Consider the following 20,105-nt stretch of genomic DNA (forward strand, 5'->3'; position numbering starts at 1 on the left):
GGCTTAGCTACGTCTTCGTAACCCCCCCGGTATTTCAAGTTATGAGCCAGTTCCCCTGGCTCTTCCTCCCCGAAGTCATTGCACCGGCGGCCGCGCCCAAATAAAAAGCATCAGCACAACTGCGAGTTGATTAAGCAAGTTATTCAAGTTGAACGACCGACAAACTTTGGTGAAAACTCAAACGCTCATGCGCCCAGCACACTATTTTTTACAAGCTTTTCTCCTCAATTGCTGCCTCCTATCTTTCTCACTCACCGGGCAAGAAAGCATAACCTACGAGAACGCTTTTACCAATTTGCGATTTGATTTCCCGGTAGAGATTCAGCACGCCGGGGACGGTTCGGACCGGCTCTTCGTCGTGGAGCAAGGCGGCAAAATCAAAGTGTTCACCAACAATCGAGCGACCAACAACCAGGCGACTTTTCTCGACCTATCCGGGACTGTCGATTTTTCCGCCGGTCAGGAAGTCGGCCTCCTGGGTTTGGCGTTTCACCCCGCCTTCACCGACAACGGCTACTTCTACGTTTACCACACGCGACGGAGCCAGGTCACTGGCGTAAACGTAGAAGTGGTGCTAGCCAGGTACCAGGTGACGGGTGACGACCCCAACCGCGCGGACGAATCCTCCCGACTGGAGATTTTTAGTTTTGACAAGAACCAGCGGCAGTCTAACCACAACGGAGGTAAAATTGCCTTCGGCCCGGATGGTTACCTCTACGTTTCCATCGGGGATGGCGGCGGCGGTGGCGACCCGCAGGGGAATGCCCAAAACCTGAATACCGTATTCGGTAGCATACTCCGGATCGACGTAGACCTCGATGGAAGCAACCCGCTGGAAAACAACGCCGACGCCCCCGACGGAAATTACGAGATTCCCTCCGATAACCCCCGAGTAGGCAAGGACGGGCTAGACGAACTCTATGCCTGGGGCATCCGCAACACCTGGAAATTCTCTTTCGACAACGGAAGGCTGTGGGGTGGTGACGTCGGCCAGGGCGAACACGAAGAAATCAACCTGATCCAAAGCGGCGGCAACTACGGCTGGAATCGTTTCGAAGGCAACGCCACGTACCGCGGTGGAACGGATTTGGTTACCGGCCCGGACGTCAAACCAATCCACACTTACAACCACGACAGCGGTGACAGATCAATCACGCTGGGCTACGTTTACCGGGGCCGACTGAAAAACCCCGTCATCCGGGATAAGCTGATCTTCGGCGACTACTCGAGCGGGCGGGTGTGGGCGCTCACGCACGCTGCGGAAGGGAGTAGTGGTTCCGCGACCTTACTTTTTCGGACCGCCGGAGAAAACGTATCCAGCTTCGGGCTGGACGAAGCCGGGGAAATATACTTCAGCAGCTACGGGCGCAACGCCAGCCTGTTCAAGCTCGTCGACACGGCCGATGATGGACCCACCACCATCGCTATCGACGGTGTCGGGAGCTGGTCGGCCATCAACGGCGGGGTGACGGGCGTGGTGGAAGCAGTCGTTGCCGCGGAGGAAGCGGTGTACGTGGCGGGTGAATTCACCGCGGCGGGTGGCAGCGGCGCCAATAACGTTGCTACCTATACGGAAGAGCGGGGTTGGGAAGCACTGGCGGGTGGTGCCGACGGAAAGATCAGCGCGCTGGTCCGCGACGGAAACGGTTTGCTCTACGCGGGCGGTGACTTTACCACGATCGGTGGGGTACTCGCCAGTAATGTGGCCGTGTGGAACGGTAGCAACTGGTCCGCGCTGGGTACTGGGACGAGCGGGCCAGTACTGGCGCTAGGCGTCGACGCTGACAATAAAGTAGTCGCGGGAGGTGCTTACGTCACCGCCGGCGGGTTGACCGCCAATAATATCGCCAAGTGGAACGGGACCGACTGGGAATCCCTCACCGACGTCGGCACGGGTGAGCCGGGGGCCAACAACGAAGTTCGTTCCCTCGCCTTCGACGCCACGGGAGTACTGTACGTCGGCGGTAACTTTGCCAGTGCGGGAGGGAAGTCAGCCAACCGAATTGCCACTTTTGACGGAGCGACCTGGGGAACGCTGGGCGCGGGCACGAGCGGGTTCGTGCAGGCGATCGCCGTAACGGACGCTTCTGTGTTCATCGGCGGAAACTTCGTTATCGCCGGAGACCGCACGGTCAACCGGGTCGCGGAGTGGGACCGAGCTACGCAAATCTGGCAACCCCTCGGGCGGGGCGTGAGTGGCACCGTCAGTACGCTGGTCCACGACGGTAATTATCTCTACGCGGGCGGCAATTTTGCGACGGCTACGCGCTCGGACGATCAGAATTATGTGGTTCAGAACGTCGCCCGGTGGAGTACCCAGAATCAGTGGGAACCACTGGGGCAGCAGCGGGCAGTCGGGGCCGACGATCAGGTCAGTACCCTGTATTTGCAGCCGGACGGATCGGGTCTGTACGCGGGGGGAAGTTTCGGGCGGGTCGGTACCGCCAACGCTACGGGCCTTGCGCGGTGGGGGAGTAGCCTTACTTCCGTAACGCCGGGTTTGTCCCCCGCGGAATTCGAGTTGTACCCCAACCCCGTCGGTAAGCAACTAACGATTAAGAGTGCGCGGCGCTACCGGTACGCACTCCACGACGCTACCGGTCGGCGCGTCCTCGCGGGTGCCGGTCTTGCTGGTGTGATGCAGCTTGAAGTGAGCCATTTACGGGCTGGGGCTTACCTGCTCAAACTGGACACGGACGGGCGGGGCGCGGTGACTCGCTGGATCGTCGTGGAATAAGCTCACCGGAAACCCGTCGGGTAAAACTAGCCCGTCAGTTATCGGTGCCCGCTTTACCGCCTAAATAGGTTGATTCCCCTGGTGGTAATCGAAAGAAACAACTTTCGAGCTAGTGGCCGGCCGGACTACTTTAGTTTGGCTAACCTATTTTTATCCGGCCAGGAAATACAATAAACCCCACTGACGGTTTGGTCAACACAGAAGGCAACCGTTCGTAACGGTCTGGCGTTAAAAAGGCAAACAAAACAAGCTTCGCCCATGGGTGCCGACCTCCAATCAAACACACAACTTTCGCCCGGAATTCAGGCGATGCTCCCGATTCTCTACGCCGCCTGGGCGGACCGGCACCTGAACGTCAAGGAAATCTACTCCTTACGCAAGCGGGCCGGTAAACTCGACTTTCTGACCGATGACGACAAGGGCATTCTCCTGCGCTGGTCAGACCCCGCCGTTCCACCCAGCCGCGAAACTTTCCAACAGTGGCAAACCCTCGGCCGCAACGCTGCCGAACAACTTCCCGCCGATAAGGCCGCCAGCCTCGCCGAGCTTGGTATTATTCTCGGCCAGGCCGCCGCTGGAGAAAATACCGCACGGGCTGGTTACTGGGAAGAACAAATTGAGCCGCTACTGGAGATCGAGCGTGGTCTCGGCGGTGTCGAACCCGATACCTATCGGGGGCTTTTCCCCCGCTACGACGAGCGCGAAAAACTGGACGAGGCTATCGAAGAAGCCTCCGTCGATCCGGCTGAATTTCAGGCCGTTCTCGACGGAGGTTACGCCGGCATCCTGAAGCAAATGAAGGACATCCTCACCCGCCCGGTGTTCGAGCGGAAGACTTTGCCGGTCAAGGAGGAATACCGCCTGAGGGTGCTCGAGTGGTGTAAGATCCTCGGTCAGGAAGGCATCGGCGCGCTGGCCTTTCCCAAGGCGTACGGCGGGGAGGACGACATGGGAGAGTACGCCTACGCCTTCGAAGCGCTCGGTTACCACGACCTCAGCCTGACCATCAAATTCGGTGTGCAGTTCGGCCTCTGGGGAGGGGCGATCGCTAATCTAGGTACAAAGCGGCATCACGATAAGTACCTGTACGACACCGGCGATATGACGCTCCCGGGCTGCTTCGCGATGACGGAAACGGGCCACGGCTCCAACGTGCGTGGCCTGGAAACCACCGCCGTTTACGATCCGGAAACCAAAGAACTGATCGTTCATTCGCCGAGCGTCGCCGCCGGGAAGGAATACATCGGTAACGCCATGCACAGCCGGATGGCGGCGGTATTTTGCCAATTGATCGTAAACGGGGAAAGCCAGGGGGTACACGCCGTCGTCGTCCCAATTCGTAACGAGGCCGGAGAAACATTACCCGGCATTCGGGTCGAGGACAATGGGTACAAAATGGGACTGAACGGTGTCGACAACGGTCGTTTGTGGTTCACCAACGTGCGCGTGCCCGTCGACAATTTGTTGGACAAGTTCGGCGGCGTCACTGAAACGGGTACTTACCACAGCGAGATCGAAAACCCGAGCCGGCGCTTCTTCACGATGCTGGGTACGCTCGTGGGCGGCCGCGTTTGCGTCCCCCGGGCGGGCATGAGCGGCGCGAAATCGGCCCTCGCCATCGCCGTGCGCTACGGGTTGCGGCGGCGGCAGTTCGCGGCCGATCCGCTGAAGGCGGAGACGATCATTATGGACTACCCCAACCAACAACGGCGGTTAATTCCGCTGGTCGCTAAGGCTTACGTCGTGCAATTCGGGCTGGACTACCTGCTCGACCGCTACGTCGACCGCACGGAAGAAGACATGCGCGAAATCGAGGCGATGGCGGCGGGGCTGAAGTCTTACGCAACGTGGTTCACGACGGCGGCGATTCAGGAATGCCGGGAAGCGACCGGTGGAAAGGGGTACCTATCCGAGAATCGGTTTGCGGCCCTGAAGGCCGACACGGATATTTTCACCACGTTCGAAGGCGACAACACCGTCCTGATGCAGCTCGTCGCGAAGTCACTCTTATCGGACTTCCAGAAGTCGTTCAAGGAGGACGGCAACTACGCCGTGCTTCGCTACATGGGCCGGCGGATGCAGACGATCGTGATGGAGCAGAACGCTTACACGGTGCGGCAAACGGATCGGGATCACCTGACCTCGCGGGCCTTTTTTCAGTCGGCTTTCGAATTCCGCGAGCGGCGGTTGACGAGTACGCTGGCGCAGCGGTTGCGGGCTTACATCAAGAACGGAATGAGCGCTCACGAGGCGGGTTTGCAGTGCCAAACGCACATGATCGAGGCCGCCGAAGCTTACGTGGAAGCGTTGGTTTTGGAGAAGGCGCTGGCGCGGGTGCAGGGCTTATCGGATGGCAATGCCGCCAAAGCCGTGCTGAAGAAAGTGATTCAGCTCTTTGCTTTGCACACGATCGAAGGTCACCGGGGTTGGTACCTGGAAAGTGGCTACATTCTGGGGAATAAGTCAAAGGCCATCCGGACGGCAGTCGATGTGCTGTGTGGTGAGTTGCGGCCGGAAGTCGGTTCTTTAGTGGATGGGTTCGGGATCCCGGATCAGCTACTCGGCGCCCCCATCGCGGTGGTCTGACCGGAACGAACGGCAAAAAGGTAAGGCGGTACGGGACCCGTAGGGGCTATTGCCGCGGTGCTCGCTGCGAAATAAACCCTCGCACCCCCGATGGCTACCGGGGCCGCGCCCAAAATTTAACGGTTTGTGGTGTGACGTGTATCTTTGGTAAGCGTTCAAGTAGCGTACCAACCAACCCCAACATGCAAACACGTGAACTCTTTTTTACGACAATTTTTTTACTGCTGGCCCTCCTGGCCGGCTCGCAAGTACTGGACGCGCAGGTGAGTAGCGAACGGCTGTCGCACAGCCGCGGCAACAACGACGCCATCATTTTGGAACTGCCGTCGGCGGACGAGAAGATGGTCGACAAGATGTGGTCGGACTGGCTCAAGGATACTTACGACGTGAAAACGAGAAACGTCAAGAAAGGAAAAGGCGAGATGGAAAGCCTTAATTTCTCCATGCCCGGCGTCAGCCCCGGGGGCAAGGTCGACCTGTACAGTAAAATCAACGCCACGGGTAAAGAAGGTAGCGAAATCATCGTTTGGATAGCCACCCCGGACGGCTACGTCAGCCCCGAGCTCGACCGCGGGGAATACTACGAGGCGGAGAAATCCCTGATGCGCTTCGGCCTCGCCGTTAGCCGCCAGCAGATGGAAACGGACGTGGAGAACGAAGAGGATACCCTCAAAGACCTCGAAAAGGAGCTCGAACGGCTCGGAAAAGATAAGGAAGGCTACGAAAAGGACATTCGCAACGCCGAGAAAGCCATCGAAGAAGCCCGTGCCAAGATCGACCGTAACCTCATCGACCAGGAAAACAAGACCCAGGAGATCGAGCGGCAGATCGAAGAGGTGGAAGTGGCGAAGCAGAAGGTAAATGAGTTTTAGTAGTCGTTGTTTGTCAACAGGATAAAACGAGGCGTTCTCCAGGCTGGGGAACGCCTTTTTTATGGGCGAGTGCCCGCTTCATTTACGCATCCGATGACCGCCGTTGGCAGCAGCGAAGCCATCTTACTATTCTCCGCTACGCGGAAGCATAGTAAGGTGCATCCGATGAGAAATGAAGCTATATGTTCGGAAAACCAATATGAACCCCACTTTCCATCACCAAGCTGTGGCTGCCGGCAATTTTCTGCCGGGTGTGAACTAATCATTTGAGTTTGGACTCCTGATTAAATTCTAGTCAGTTCTCACCGGCTGTATCATTAGTAATTCGCTACGCAGTAGCGACTTACTAAAGTTCATCAGATGTGTAACTGACGAGTCTGAAGAACTCTCATAACCACACATTGATGAAACATGAGGTTGTATCTCCAATAAAACCAATATTCGTGCCGCTTTCCGCCCCCAACCCCGTGACCGCCGCCAAGCTCTTGCTCGGTGCCGAACTCATGACCACCACGAACGGCGAAACCACCAGCGTGATGATCACCGAAGTAGAAGCCTACTTCGCGCCCGACGACCTGGCCAGCCACGCGGCGGGTTACAAGAAAACCAAACGCACGGAAGTCTTTTACCACCCCCCGGGCACGGCCTACGTCTACCTCTGCTACGGCATTCACGAGATGTTCAACGTCGTGACGGGGCCGGAAGGAACGCCGCACGCGGTACTCATTCGTGCGGGGGAACCGGTGCGGGGCCTCGATGTGATTCGGCGGCGGCGAAAGCTAACGGGGATGACACCCCGCCTGAGCAGCGGGCCGGGGGTGCTGACGAAGGCACTAGGCATCGACCGGCGGTTCAACGGCGTGAACTTATTCGACCCCGCGGGGGAAATCCGCTTGATCTTACCGGATGAACCGGTGGCGCAGGAAGACATCGTGGCCACACCGCGCATCGGGATTGATTACGCCGGGGAGCCCTGGGTGAGCAAGCCGTGGCGGCTCTTCCTGCGGGGAAATTCGTTCGTAAGCCGGTTAAATGCCTTTAAAGAAAGCTAAAGCTTGGTGCCCGGGTGCGTAATTCCTTGCCGTTGTGCGTTTAATAGGCTCCTGGGGTAGGGCGACTATTGTGAATCCGTACTCCAAAGCGCTCGGGTTAGCTATCTCCCCCGGGGAAAATTTATATTCACCACTCGTATGCCAATCAAGATCTTCCGCTCTTACCCCATTTCCCGGCACCTGCGCTCCGTCGCCCTAATCTTTGGCGTATTGCTGACCCTGGGGGTGGGGGCTCAGGATGAGAACCTGAAATTTTACGACAACACGTACGTAGAAAACGTGCGCAGCGTGCGACTAAACATCAGGGGTTTTCCGCACAGCTATCCGCTAATCGAACTCGGCGGTAGTGCACAGTTGCAGCTCTCGTTTGACGATACGAGTGACGAGGTCGTACGCTACAGCTACCGGTTTATTCACTGTAATCAGGACTGGCAGCCTTCCTCCCTGAGCCCGCTGGAGTTCAACTCCGGCTTCACGGTGGATTACCTGGAAACGTACGATTTCAGCCTCCGGACCCTGAAAAACTACGTGCACTACGACCTCGTGTTCCCCAACAGAAACATGAAACTGGACGTGAGTGGTAATTATCTTCTCGCAGTTTACAACGCCGAGGACGACGAGTTTCCCGTCATTACCCGCCGCTTCATGGTGCAGGAAACGGTAGCCGGCGTGAGTGGTAATCTAATGCGGGCGGCGGATATCGATAAGATCCATACTAACCAGGAAATAGACCTGAGCGTAAGTACCAAGCAAATGCAACTGCGGGCACCGTTGCAGGAATTGAGCGCTACCGTCATCCAGAATAACCGCTGGGATAACGCCATGATCGGCATCCGCCCTAATTTCCTGGGTCGCGAATCCGTCAGGTTTGACTATCAGGGGAAGGTCTCCTTCCGTGGCCTGAACGAATACCGGAACCTAGACATTCGTTCCATTCGCACCCCACGCACCCGGATGGCGAGCATCACCAACGAAGCGGAACACTACAGCATGATGCTGCTACGGGATCTGCCCCGGGGTGGCGGCGGCTACCTTAATTATTTCGACCTGAACGGTGATTTCATCAACGTCCGTGACGATCAGGCACAAATCAACATCGCCGACGACGTTCTGCAGGCGAATTTCTCGCGCTTCCAAGTTGACTTCAACGGGGAATACGTGCAGATGACCTTCGTGCTGGATACGGAAGGTGAGCTGGACCAAGACGTGTACATTATCGGTGGCCTCACGGAGTACCAACTCAAACCTGAATTTAGAATGGTTTGGAACCCAACCATCGGCGCTTACGTAGGTCGGGCGCTACTCAAGCAGGGTTTCTATAACTACCACTACGTTACCGAAGCGAAACCCGGCGGCAAAAAACCCCACCCGGCGGACCGGCTGGATTATTCCCTCACCGAAGGCAGTTTCGACGAGACGGAAAATGACTACCTCGCCCTCATCTATTGGCGGCCTTTTGGTGGGCGCTACGATCGGTTGGTCGGTACGGCCGTGTTGAATAGTAACGTTGACTAGGCTTGGGTCTAGAGTCTAGGGTCTTAGGTCTGCGGTCCGTAAGTCGCTGGCTCCGTAGTTTGGGTAGTAGAAATTTTGCGGTACCCGCTCAGCAGCGCACAACAATCAAGAGCGACGGGTCATTCAGAAAACAGGGTGCCATTAGCTACCTTCGCGGATGTTAGTACTGACTATTGCAGGAAATAAGTCTGATCATCAACTGACGATAAAAAGATTAGTCAAACCCTAGACCTCAGACTAAAGACCAACTCTCCCAGACCAAAGACCAAAAATGCAGTTCCTCTATCCGTCTTTCCTCTGGGCCCTGGCCGCGCTCGCCATCCCGATCATCATCCATCTTTTCTACTTCCGCCGCTTCAAAAAGGTAGCGTTCAGCAACGTCCGGTTTTTACGCGAGGTGAAGGAGGAGACGAGCATGCGGTCGCGCCTGCGGAATCTGCTGGTGCTGCTAATGCGGTGCCTGGCGCTAGCCGCCCTAGTGTTTGCGTTCGCCCAACCGTTCTTACCGTCGGACCGGGAGGTACTGAAGGGAAGAAAAGCGGTGAGCGTCTACGTCGACAACAGTTTCAGTATGGAGGCAAAAAGCTCGGTGGCTTCTTTACGGCAGATTGCGGCGGACCGGGCGCGGGACATCATCAACGCTTACGGCGTGGAGGACCGATTTCAGGTGGTGGACAACGACTTTTCCGGACGCAATCAACGTCTGGTCGGGCAGGAGGAAGCGTTACAACTGGTGGAGGCAATTGTGGGTAGCCCCGCTTCGCGCCGTTTGTCCGTCGTGAACGCCCGCCAGCGGTCCGCGCTGAACACCGAACAAATCGACAACCGGATAACTTACCTGGTCTCCGACTTTCAGCGCAATGTCGTCGATCTGACCGCCGAGCGGCTGGACACGAACGTGGCCGTCAATCTCGTGCCGCTCAGGGCCGTGCGGGAGCGTAACGTAGCGATTGACTCCGTATGGTTCGAAGCGCCCGTTCCACAGCTCAATCAAAATAACTTGCTGCTCGTCCGCGTCCGCAATTACGGCACCGAAGACCTCGACAACGTCCGGCTGACGCTTAACTATGGTGGGCAAAACAAACCGGAGGGGACGCTGAAAGTCCGGGCCGGCGAGTACGTCGTCGACAGCGTTTACCTCAACATCACGACCCCTGGTGTCGGACGCGCTACGTTGGCCATCAAAGACTTTCCCGTTAATTTCGACGATACCTACTACGTCACTTTCCGTACCGCCGATAAGGTCCGTGTGCTCAGCATCGACGACGACGGCACCCCGATCCGGAACCTCCGCGCCGCCCTCGGCGGGCTGAGCGTGTTTGCCCCGACTTACGTGAGCGGCCGCAACATCGATTACGGTAGCGTAGGGGAATATGATTTGGTGGTACTGAGCGAGCAACCCAGCATCGGCTCGGGGCTGGCCGAGCAATTGCGGCAGTACGTCGAAAATGGCGGCAACGTGCTGGTCTTCCCACCAAAAGTGGCCGACGTAGATAGCTACAATACTTTCCTCAGCCGCGTGGGCGCGGGAAGCCTGCAACCCTTCGACGAGAAGCAGCGCGAAGTGAGCCGCCTCAACGCCGAGGAGTTCATCTTCCGCGATGTTTTCCGTAACCGCGCCGCCAGCCTCCGGCTCCCCGTCACCCAGGGTAATTTCCCCGTCGGGCGGTCCGGTCGCCAGGAAGTGTTACTGACCTACCGCGACGGTAGCGCAGCGCTCGCAAAATACCCCCTCGGTGAAGGCAACGTCTACCTCAGTAGTTCTCCACTCGACGGTGACGTCAGCAACCTCGCCCTCAACGCCGAGGTGTTCATCCCCATGCTCTATAAAATGGGCATCAGCAGTGGTCGCCGCCGCCCGGTGGCCTACACGATTGGCCGGGACGAAGTCATCCAAACCAACCGGCGTAGCGCGAGTGCCGAACTGGTCTACAAGCTCCGCGGCCCCGGTGGTGAATTCATTCCCGAGCAGCGGGTAGTGGACAACCGGGTACTGATCGGTCTGGGCGGCCAGGTCCCCGAGGCCGGCGTTTACGATTTGTTGCTGGGTGACGAAGCCGTCGACGCCTTCGCCTTTAATTACGACCGCGCCGAATCCGACCTTACCTACCTCGACGAAGCGGAGCTGGAACGCCTGGCGGACATCCCCAACGTCGAACTCCTGAATGCCGCCAACCAGGCAACGCTGATCGGCGACATTCGGGAGCGGAACGAAGGGACGCCGCTCTGGCGCTACTTCATCTGGGCGGCCCTGGCTTTCTTCCTGGTGGAGGTGCTATTGCTCCGGTTCTGGAGGGCGTAAGACTGAGTCGATTTACAGAATCTCCGCGTCGACGGTAAACTCCACCGTCACGCCAACCTGAAAGGGGGCGGGGACGGGGGCATTGGTCGTCAGGGTAAGTAAGTAATTTATCCTGTCCTTCTTGAGCAACTCCAGCATCTCGACGTCCTGGACGTTAAGCGTTGCCTCCGTGCCGCTTACGGACGTCAGGTCCGCCTGCGAAAACGAAATTGTGGAAAGACCGGCGGCGCCAATGCTGACGGTAGCTTCGTCGATGATGTCGAAGCTGACGCCATCGGGTGGGGAGATCAGCCGTAGCGTGACTGTTTCCGGCTTAATCGATTGCAAGCGATCGACCTCTACGTTGTTATCGTCTAACTCCGCGGCGATGCCGGTTTCGACGTTGTTTTCGGCGAAGCTAAGTTCGGTTGCTTCGGCTTGCTCGGGTACGTCGAAGATGACTTCGCCGCCGTCGAGAAGGAAGGAGATGGGGTCGACGAGGTCGCAGGAGGCAACGGTGAAGACAAGTAGGGGGAGGAGTAAGCTAAGTGCTTTTTTGTACATCATTAGATTGTTGTGGTTTCCTGGTTTATGCAGGGAATGACGGATGTGTTACACTAGATTTACATAATTATTTGACGCGGAGAATATCGAGCTTATTCTCCGCAACTTTTGCGGAGAATAACGGGTTTAATCTCCGCAAACCTCTTCATGTACGTCCATCAACTTAAAAATTGGCCAAGTTTTACCTGGGAAGCCGCCCGGGTGGGGCCACTGCTGGCGGAGGTGCGCTACGCTCAAGGATACCTGATGGGCAGGGTGAGTGACTGGGGTTTTAACCCCCGGCAAGAAGCCAGCATGGAGACAATTGTTACGGACGTAATTACTAACGGTAAAATTGAAGGAGAAGAACTACCGCTGGCGCAGGTGAGATCTTCCGTCGCCCGCAAACTTGGTCTACCCAAGGCGGGTCTGGTTACAGTTGGTCGCGACGTTGATGGTATGGTAGAGATGATGCTGGATGCTACGCAGAATTACCGTCAAACGCTTTCGCACGAGCGACTATTCAACTGGCATGCGTCCCTTTTCCCTTCCGGAAGAAGCGGTCTGGGGAAAATTGTGGTAGGGCGGTACCGAGACAATACTACCGATGATCCGATGCAGGTGATCTCCGGATCTTTCGGCCGGCCGAAAGTTTATTTTGAAGCGGTGCCCTCGGCAATAATTGAGCACGAAATGGTTGCCTTAATTAACTACGTCAACAAAGACCAACCCAGCGATGACTCGATCATAAAGGCTGCCATCGTCCACCTCTGGTTACTGACAATCCACCCCTTTGACGACGGTAACGGTCGTATTGCCCGAGCGGTCACGGACATGATGTTGGCACGAGCCGACGGATTCAACCAACGCTTTTACAGCATGTCTTCAGCCATTCTCAGTGCAAGAAAATACTACTACCGAACACTGGAAAGCTCACAAAAGGGCGGACTCGACGTTACCGAGTGGTTACTTTGGTTTCTCAAAACACTGCTCACCGCACTTGAGGGCTCTTCAACGGTAATGACGAACACCTTCGCGAAAGCGAACTTTTGGCAACGGCACCAGGATGTTCGGCTCAACGATCGGCAGCGAGTGATTTTAAACAAGCTTTGGGACGGTTATGCGGGGAAATTGACCAGTTCGCATTACGCCAAGTTCACAAGCACCAGCCAGGATACCGCTGCTCGTGACATAAACTACTTGATAGCCCACGGGCTATTGCGTAAAGGCCCGGCGGGTGGCCGCAGCACACAGTACGTACTAATCAAAGAAACATAGATCTGATCAGTGTAGGTGACAAAACCCAGTTTAATCGCTAGCAAAAAACGTACTTTTGCCCCATGCTCCTCCGCCAACTCACCATCATCGACGCCGGTAGCCCTTACGACGGCCAGACGGTCGACATCCGTATTCAAGACGGGGAGATTCAAGATGTGGCGCGGTCGCTGGAGCCGCGTAGTGGGGAGGAGGAGCAAAGTTTTGAGGAAGGTGCGTGCGTAGCCCCCGGCTTTTTCGACGTCGGCGCCTACCTTGGTGACCCGGGCCACGAGGAGCGGGAAGATTACGCTAGCTTGGTCCGCCAGGCCGCCGCGGGGGGGTACACTTCCGTGGCCGTCCTGCCTAATTCCGACCCGCCCCGCCAGGCCGTCCCCGACGTAGCCTACCTCCTGCGCCGCAACGGGACCGGACCGACCGATCTACTTCCCCTCGCCGCCATGAGTCAGGACTTAGCCGGGAAGGACCTCACCCAAATGCTCGAACTCCAGGAAGCCGGCGCGCTGGCCTTCACGGACGGAGCCAAAAAAAGGATCAGCGGTAGCCTGCTCAAGCGCTCGCTAGAGTACGCAAAGGCGGGCGACTGTCTGGTGATGATCTGTCCCTACGACGAAACCCTCGCCCCGGAAGGTCAAATTCACGAAGGCGCCATCAGCGCCCGCCTCGGCCTGCCGGGCATCCCGGTGATGAGTGAGACGATTGCGCTGAAACAGGCCATCGAGTTGGTAGATTATACCGAAGGAACCCTGATCGTCCACTTACTTTCTTCCGCCGCCGGAGTGGAGGAGGTGCGGAAAGCCAAAGCCACCGGGCTCAACGTCCGGGCTACGGTCAGCGCACTTCACCTCCAGTTTACCGTGGAAGAACTGGCTGGGTTCGACCCCAATTTTAAAATCATCCCACCCCTCCGCGAGGAAGCCGATCGGGAAGCACTCATCGCCGGCCTCGCCGACGGGACGATCGATGCCATCGTAACCAACCACGTCGCAAGACACGGGGAAGAAAAAGACCTGGAGTTTTTTTACGCGGACTTCGGTGCGCTCGCCCTCCAAACCACTTTTCGGCAGTGCCTTGAGTGTTTGTCGGGAGCGTTGTCGCTCACCGAAATCGTCGGGAAACTAGGAGCCGGCCCCCGCACCTTGCTCAACCAAGCACCCCTGCACCTGCGACCGCGCCAAAAAGCCGAACTGGTTATTTTTTCTACCGACGGCAACCGTGAATTCACGAAGCGAGACCTGTTGGGTAAAACGGAGAACAACCCGTTGCTGGGCCACAACCTGCCCGGGAAGATTCACGGCGTGGTCAACAACGGGAAGTTTCACCCCGCGGAGTAACTTTGTCGCATGGACATCAGCGTCGTCGTACCCTTATTTAACGAAGAAGAGAGCCTGCCGGAGCTGACGGCCTGGATCGACCGCGTCGCGCGGGAACACAAGCTGAGCTACGAAGTCTGGCTCGTCGACGATGGCTCCTCGGACGGTAGCTGGCGGGTCGTGCAGGAACTAGCCGCTAAAAACGACCGACTCAAGGGCATCAAGTTTCAACGCAACTACGGCAAAAGCCCCGCCCTTTACGAAGGCTTCAAACACGCCACCGGCGACGTCGTCATCACGATGGACGCCGACCTCCAGGACAGCCCCGACGAAATTCCCGAACTCCACCGCATGATCGTGGAAGATGGTTTTGACATGGTTTCCGGATGGAAGCAAAAGCGGCACGACCCGCTCGGTAAAACACTGCCGTCCAAGTTTTTTAACGCCGTGACGCGCAAGGTGAGTGGCATCGAGCTCCACGATTTTAACTGCGGGCTAAAGTCCTACCGGCTCAACGTCGTCAAGTCGATCGAGGTCTATGGCGACATGCACCGCCACATGCCCCTGCTGGCGAAGTGGGCCGGGTTCAAGAACATCGGCGAAAAGGTTGTCGAGCACCGGGCACGGAAATACGGCTACTCGAAATTCGGCCTCAGCCGCCTCGTGACGGGTTTTCTGGATTTACTCAGTCTGATGTTCGTCGGGAAATACGGCCAACGCCCAATGCACCTTTTCGGGACGCTGGGCACGCTCATGTTCGTCGTCGGCCTCACCAGCGTCCTCTGGATCGGGGGCGGAAAGCTTTATGCGTTAGCGAATAACCTACCTAAAGAGTTAGTGACGCAAAATCCCTGGTTCTACATCGCCCTCACGTGTATGACCCTCGGCACGATCCTTTTCGTCACCGGCTTCCTGGCCGAACTAGTCGCCCGCTCCAGCCCGGATCGAAATCAGTACCTGGTGGAAAAAGTACTGACCAACGATCGAGTAGGTAGTCTGAGGTCTGAGGTCTGAGGTCTGAGGTCTGAGGTCTCAGGTCTGTAGTCTAGTCACCATAGACCCTAGACTACAGACCAATGACCCCAGACCATAGACTGTAGACCTCAGACCAAAGACCCTAGACCAAAGACCCTAGACCAAAGACCCTAGACTACAGACCCCAGACCAAAACACTCCGTACCTTCACCCCATGCTAAAAATGGGACTAATCGGCGTCGGCCACCTCGGCAAAATTCACCTCAAATGCATCCGCCTCGCCAGGGCGCACTACGACTTGATTGGGTTTTACGACACGGATGAAGCCAACGCGCTCGCGGTTGCCAAAGAATACAAGCTCGAACGGTACGAAACGGCGGAGGCCCTGATTGCCGCCGCGGACGTCGTCGACGTCGTCACCCCCACGCCGAGCCACTACAAGATGGTTAAACTAGCCCTGAATGGCGGGTGCCACGTTTTTGTGGAGAAGCCACTGACGGAGACGCTCGACGAGGCCCGCGAACTCATCGACTTAGCTACTAAGACCGGGAAAACCGTGCAGGTGGGCCACGTGGAACGTTTCAACCCGGCCCTACTTTCCCTCGGCGACCTAAAGGTCAAGCCTTACTTCATCGAAGCCCACCGCCTGGCGATGTTCAACCCCCGGGGCGTCGACGTCAGCGTCGTGCTCGACCTGATGATCCACGACCTCGACATCATCCTTAAACTAGCCGACGACGAAGTGACGGACGTGCGGGCCAGCGGCGTGGCCGTCGTGAGCGACAAACCCGACATCGTCAACGCCCGCATCGAGTTCAAAAACGGCGCCGTTGCCAACCTGACCGCCTCCCGGATCAGTCTGAAAAACATGCGCAAAGTCCGGCTCTTTCAGCCCGACGCCTACATCAGTTTGGATCTCCTCGAAAAGGAAAGCCAGATCGTCCGGCTTTACAATCCGGACGCGACCGATATTCCCGAGCAGGGCCAGCAGTTCCCGCTCGATACGCCCAAGGGCCAGCGCATCATTCACGTCGACCAGCCCGACAGCGGCCCCATCAACGCCATTCAAATGGAGTTAGAGAGCCTGGCCGAGAGCATCGTCAATGACCGGCCCGCCGCCGTGAGCATTGAAGACGGGTACAAGGCCCTGGAGCTGGCGCACCGCATTTCGGAAGCCGTGGCCGCCAACGCGGGTAAGCTGCCGCCCGAAAAGTAATTTAGCGTCATTACTTACGTTGGATTATCTCCAAGTTCGTCACCAATGAGAGTTTCCATCCTTCTTGCGTTTTTAGCCGTATTTGGCCTGACGGGTTGCCAGGAAGACCTGGCCAACGCGCCCGCTTACGTACTCATTGGCGGTATTGAGATCGTGACGCCCGACCTCGGCGGCTCCACCAGCGCGGTCTCCGAAGTTTGGGCGTTCAACGGGAATGACTTCATCGGTGCCTACCCGCTTCCGGCCCGTATTCCCGTCTTCAGCATCGGGGCGGCGGAACTACGGTTTCAAGCGGGCGTGCGGCGTAACGGGATAAGCGCGACGCCGGACGTCTACGAGTTTTACGCACCCATCGAGCGGCAAGTCGACCTCGCGGCGGAGCAGGTGCTCGACCTGGGTACGTTGACGACTGGCTACCGTACGGACGTAAAGTTCGGATTTATCGAGAATTTTGAGGACAACCGCGACCGCGTATTCGTTACCCAACTGGAAGGGCAAAACCAACTGCTTCCCACCACGGAGTTCGTACGTAGCGGGGCCTTTTCGGGTAAGCTGACGGTGGACGCCGACAGCCGCGTGGTGGAGATCGCCTCCAACGAGCAACTACGCGACCTGTTCACTAACCGGCCCTACGTGTGGCTGGAGGTTGACTTTCGGAGTGATGCCCCCGTCGCCTGGGGGGTGACGGGCCAGCAGAACGGGGTGACGTTCAAACGCTTCGACCCGACTTCCGCACCGCGTGACGAGTGGACGAAAATTTACTTCGACCTGAGTGAGTTGATTGCCGTAGCTAACCTGGACGAGCTGGAAATCTATCTGTCTTCCGTCTTGCTCGGTGACAACGAACGCGCGGAAATTTACCTGGATAACGTTCGCTTGCTTTACTTTTAGGCCCACCTTTAGCCAACATGATCAGCACCGCCATCCCGGACATCACCGCCAAACTCGGGCCGGATACACTCAGTATTCGCCAGCGGGACCGGCGCGTCTACGTGGCCGTTGATTTTTTCGCGGCCTGGCTCGCCTGGTCGTTATTCTACGTCAGCCGCAACATCAAAGAAGGCAAGGGAACGGACCTGGCCACCCTAATGGCGGAGGAGAACTTTTGGGTCGGGGGGCTGGCCATCGCAACGGGGTGGTGCCTGGCGTACGCTATTTTTGACCAGTACCGTGACATCTACCGCCTGAGTCGCCTGAGCGTGCTGCTGCAAACCTTCGGGATTACGCTCGTTGGCGTAGTGGTGTTGTTCTTCACAATTTTGCTGAACGATGCGGCGGGGGATTTACACGATTACTACCAGAACCCGATCGCGCTGTTCGTGCTGCACTTTAGCCTGACGGCCTTCGTGCGGATGATCTTGCTAACGCGGGCGAGTCGCAAGCTGAAAAACGGGTTGGTTACTTTCAACACGCTCATCGTCGGCGGAGCCGATGCCGCCCTGCAGCTGCATCAGGAGATCGACGGCGCGCGAAAAAAGTTAGGCTACCGGTTCATCGGTTTTGTGGACGCTAAGAGTAAGGTGCAGCCTTTGCTGTCGACGAAATTGCCGCTACTGGGGAATTTGAAGGTGCTCGCCAACGTCATTGAGGAGCACAACGTGGAGGAAGTGATTATTGCCATCGAAACGGACCAACACAACCGCCTGCGGGAGGTGATGAACGTGCTGTTCGATTACGAAGACCGGGTCCTCGTCAAGGTCATCCCCGACATGTACGACATCATGCTGGGCACGGTGAAGATGGACCAGGTTTTCGGTGCCATTCTCATCGAGGTGCGGCAAGAAATGATGCCGCGTTGGCAGCGGCTGGCGAAACGGGTGCTGGACGTAGTTACGTCGGCGGCCATGCTGCTGGTACTTTCGCCGGTGTTGATTTATGTAGCGATTCGGGTGCGGCTTTCCAGTGCCGGGCCGATCTTTTACCGGCAGGAGCGGATCGGTCACAATGGCCAGCCGTTTGAGATCATCAAGTTCCGGTCGATGTACACGGACGCGGAGGAAGCCGGCCCGCAGTTGAGTAGCGACACGGATACGCGCTGCACGGTGTGGGGCGCGGTTATGCGGAAATGGCGGTTGGATGAGCTGCCGCAGTTCTGGAACGTCCTGCGGGGGGAGATGTCGCTGGTGGGGCCACGCCCGGAGCGACAATTTTTCATCGACCAGATCAGCGCCCAGGCGCCGCACTACCGGCACTTGCTCAAGGTCCGGCCGGGGATCACGAGTTGGGGGCAGGTCAAATACGGCTACGCGAGTAACGTGGAAGAGATGATCCAGCGGCTTAAATTCGACATTCTTTACATCGAGAACCGGTCGTTGGCACTGGATTTTAAGATTCTCTTCTACACCGTCGTCGTTTTGCTGCAGGGGAAAGGGAAGTAGGGCGCGGACGCAGGTGCAGGGTTTTTTTCGCCGGTGTGGCCTTCGCGTGGGTTAGCCCAAGTACCGCTGCTTCCGAACCCGATTACCCGGCACCTGCGTCCGCGCAGTATCTTCGTTGTCATAATTACCAAACTAGTATGAACAAGAAAAACCTCACCATAATCGCCGTGATCCTCGGCCTGCTCTTTCTGGCAAGCCTAATCTGGGGCATCACCCGTAACAGCGCGGCCACCGAATACGAGGCCGACAACCTGACGATGAGCGCCGAAGTCGACCAACTGGAAATCCTCCGCGCCCGCCTCGAGAGCCAGGTAGACAGCATTGGCGAAGTTTACGAAGCCGCCGCCGCCGACAACATCGAACTCAAAGGCCAACTCTCCACGGCTCAACAAACCACCAAAAACGCCCTGGCCGACATGCGCCGCGCCCAGAAGAAATCCACCAACGACACCGACGTGGCCTACCAGATGCGCCTCCAGATCGAGGACCTCATCAACGCCCGCGCCATGATTGAGACCAACCTCGCCGAGCTCGAAACCGAAAACCAGACCCTGCGCAAGGAAAACGTCACCCTACGCCGCGACCTCAGTGAAACCAAAACCATCGCGTACCAGGCCCAGAAAACGGCCGACAACATGGAAACGATGAACCGGTCCATGGCTTCCGAGATCGAAGCCCTCAGTCTGGGTAACTTCAAGGCGACGGCCATGCAGGTCGATCTGCTGCGCGGAAGCTCGGGCACGAAAGTAACCGCCAACGCCAGCCGCGCCCGCCGCGTCAACGTAAGTTTTGACCTGAGCGACGTCCCCGAAAAATACCTCGGCGTCCGCCCGATCTACCTCGTCATGACCGACCAGTCCGGCACGCCCGTGATGAGTGAGAACCCGGTACGCGCCAAAGCGACGGTCAACGGTGCCAAAATGGACCTCATCGCCCTCGAAGGCCGTGACGTAAACATCGAACGCAGCCAACGGCTGAGTTTTACTCACGAATTAGACGATAAGCTGGAGGCTGGCATCTACCGCGCGCAGATCTTTACGGATATTGGTTTCCTGGGGGCGGCTAGCGTGAACCTACGGTAGGAGTTTAGGCGATAGGAATTAGGCGGTAGGTGGGTAGGCGGTAGTACCGTGATTGAGTATGCTATCGCACGATGTGTTGGAACAGTACGCACGAGAGGCAGCAGATTATGAGTAGTACGGCTATTCCGCTTGCTTGAGTTGATATCTTCCTTTTTCTGTTTTCTTGGCTGAATCTTAATTGCGAAGCTAGAGTAGCTCCATTTCCAGGGTTGCTCTCTTTCCTAACGTAGCAATCCTTCCGCCGCTTGCGAGCCACGACGCCAAACTTCCGCCCGCGAAG

At 57.3% G+C, this 20,105-nt stretch carries 14 protein-coding genes; 13 read left to right on the plus strand and 1 reads right to left on the minus strand.

Annotated elements, in window-relative coordinates; all coding sequences use genetic code 11:
- Positions 1-187 precede the first annotated feature (187 nt).
- The 6 genes from GGR27_RS10080 to GGR27_RS10105 all read left to right on the plus strand — a co-directional run bounded on the left by GGR27_RS10080 (position 188) and on the right by GGR27_RS10105 (position 11,064).
- On the plus strand, positions 188-2,737 hold the full coding sequence (locus GGR27_RS10080; RefSeq protein WP_168037322.1) for a PQQ-dependent sugar dehydrogenase: 2,550 nt from the start codon (positions 188-190) through the stop codon (positions 2,735-2,737).
- 258 nt (positions 2,738-2,995) lie between these two features.
- Positions 2,996-5,323 (plus strand): acyl-CoA dehydrogenase family protein, encoded by a 2,328-nt coding sequence (locus tag GGR27_RS10085; protein WP_168037323.1) that lies wholly within the window; start codon positions 2,996-2,998, stop codon positions 5,321-5,323.
- Between the two features lie 182 nt (positions 5,324-5,505).
- Entirely contained in the window at positions 5,506-6,195 is a 690-nt protein-coding gene (locus GGR27_RS10090) for a ValS family protein (RefSeq protein ID WP_168037324.1), read from the plus strand.
- 443 nt (positions 6,196-6,638) lie between these two features.
- Positions 6,639-7,247, plus strand: coding sequence for a DNA-3-methyladenine glycosylase (locus GGR27_RS10095; protein WP_320060350.1), 609 nt, complete (start codon positions 6,639-6,641; stop codon positions 7,245-7,247).
- Positions 7,248-7,385: 138 nt separating this feature from the next.
- Positions 7,386-8,762, plus strand: coding sequence for a type IX secretion system plug protein (locus GGR27_RS10100; RefSeq protein ID WP_168037326.1), 1,377 nt, complete (start codon positions 7,386-7,388; stop codon positions 8,760-8,762).
- Between the two features lie 271 nt (positions 8,763-9,033).
- The gene (locus GGR27_RS10105; RefSeq protein WP_168037327.1) at positions 9,034-11,064 is read left to right on the plus strand and encodes a BatA domain-containing protein; all 2,031 of its coding nucleotides are present in this window, start codon (positions 9,034-9,036) and stop codon (positions 11,062-11,064) included.
- A gap of 12 nt (positions 11,065-11,076) precedes the next feature.
- Here the strand turns inward: GGR27_RS10105 and GGR27_RS10110 are convergent, their stop codons facing one another.
- Positions 11,077-11,610, minus strand: a complete 534-nt coding sequence (locus tag GGR27_RS10110) for a hypothetical protein (protein ID WP_168037328.1) — start codon at positions 11,608-11,610, stop codon at positions 11,077-11,079.
- A gap of 144 nt (positions 11,611-11,754) precedes the next feature.
- Here GGR27_RS10110 and GGR27_RS10115 point away from each other — a divergent pair, with 144 nt between their 5' ends.
- The 7 genes from GGR27_RS10115 to GGR27_RS10145 all read left to right on the plus strand — a co-directional run bounded on the left by GGR27_RS10115 (position 11,755) and on the right by GGR27_RS10145 (position 19,825).
- Complete coding sequence (locus GGR27_RS10115; protein ID WP_168037329.1) at positions 11,755-12,864, plus strand: Fic family protein; 1,110 nt, start codon at positions 11,755-11,757, stop codon at positions 12,862-12,864.
- A 62-nt stretch (positions 12,865-12,926) separates the two neighbouring features.
- On the plus strand, positions 12,927-14,195 hold the full coding sequence (locus tag GGR27_RS10120) for a dihydroorotase (protein WP_168037330.1): 1,269 nt from the start codon (positions 12,927-12,929) through the stop codon (positions 14,193-14,195).
- A 9-nt stretch (positions 14,196-14,204) separates the two neighbouring features.
- Positions 14,205-15,188, plus strand: a complete 984-nt coding sequence (locus GGR27_RS10125) for a glycosyltransferase family 2 protein (RefSeq protein WP_168037331.1) — start codon at positions 14,205-14,207, stop codon at positions 15,186-15,188.
- A gap of 175 nt (positions 15,189-15,363) precedes the next feature.
- Positions 15,364-16,365, plus strand: a complete 1,002-nt coding sequence (locus tag GGR27_RS10130) for a Gfo/Idh/MocA family protein (RefSeq protein WP_168037332.1) — start codon at positions 15,364-15,366, stop codon at positions 16,363-16,365.
- A gap of 45 nt (positions 16,366-16,410) precedes the next feature.
- Positions 16,411-17,256, plus strand: coding sequence for a hypothetical protein (locus tag GGR27_RS10135; protein ID WP_168037333.1), 846 nt, complete (start codon positions 16,411-16,413; stop codon positions 17,254-17,256).
- Positions 17,257-17,273: 17 nt separating this feature from the next.
- Positions 17,274-18,743 carry a sugar transferase gene (locus GGR27_RS10140; protein WP_168037334.1) on the plus strand — a complete coding sequence of 490 codons (1,470 nt, stop codon included), beginning with the start codon at positions 17,274-17,276 and terminating at the stop codon, positions 18,741-18,743.
- Between the two features lie 137 nt (positions 18,744-18,880).
- Positions 18,881-19,825 carry a hypothetical protein gene (locus GGR27_RS10145; protein ID WP_168037335.1) on the plus strand — a complete coding sequence of 315 codons (945 nt, stop codon included), beginning with the start codon at positions 18,881-18,883 and terminating at the stop codon, positions 19,823-19,825.
- The last annotated feature ends 280 nt before the right edge of the window (positions 19,826-20,105 follow it).

Origin of the sequence: Neolewinella antarctica (genome assembly GCF_011927835.1) — a bacterium.
In the GTDB taxonomy this organism is placed as follows: Bacteria; Bacteroidota; Bacteroidia; order Chitinophagales; family Saprospiraceae; genus Neolewinella; species Neolewinella antarctica.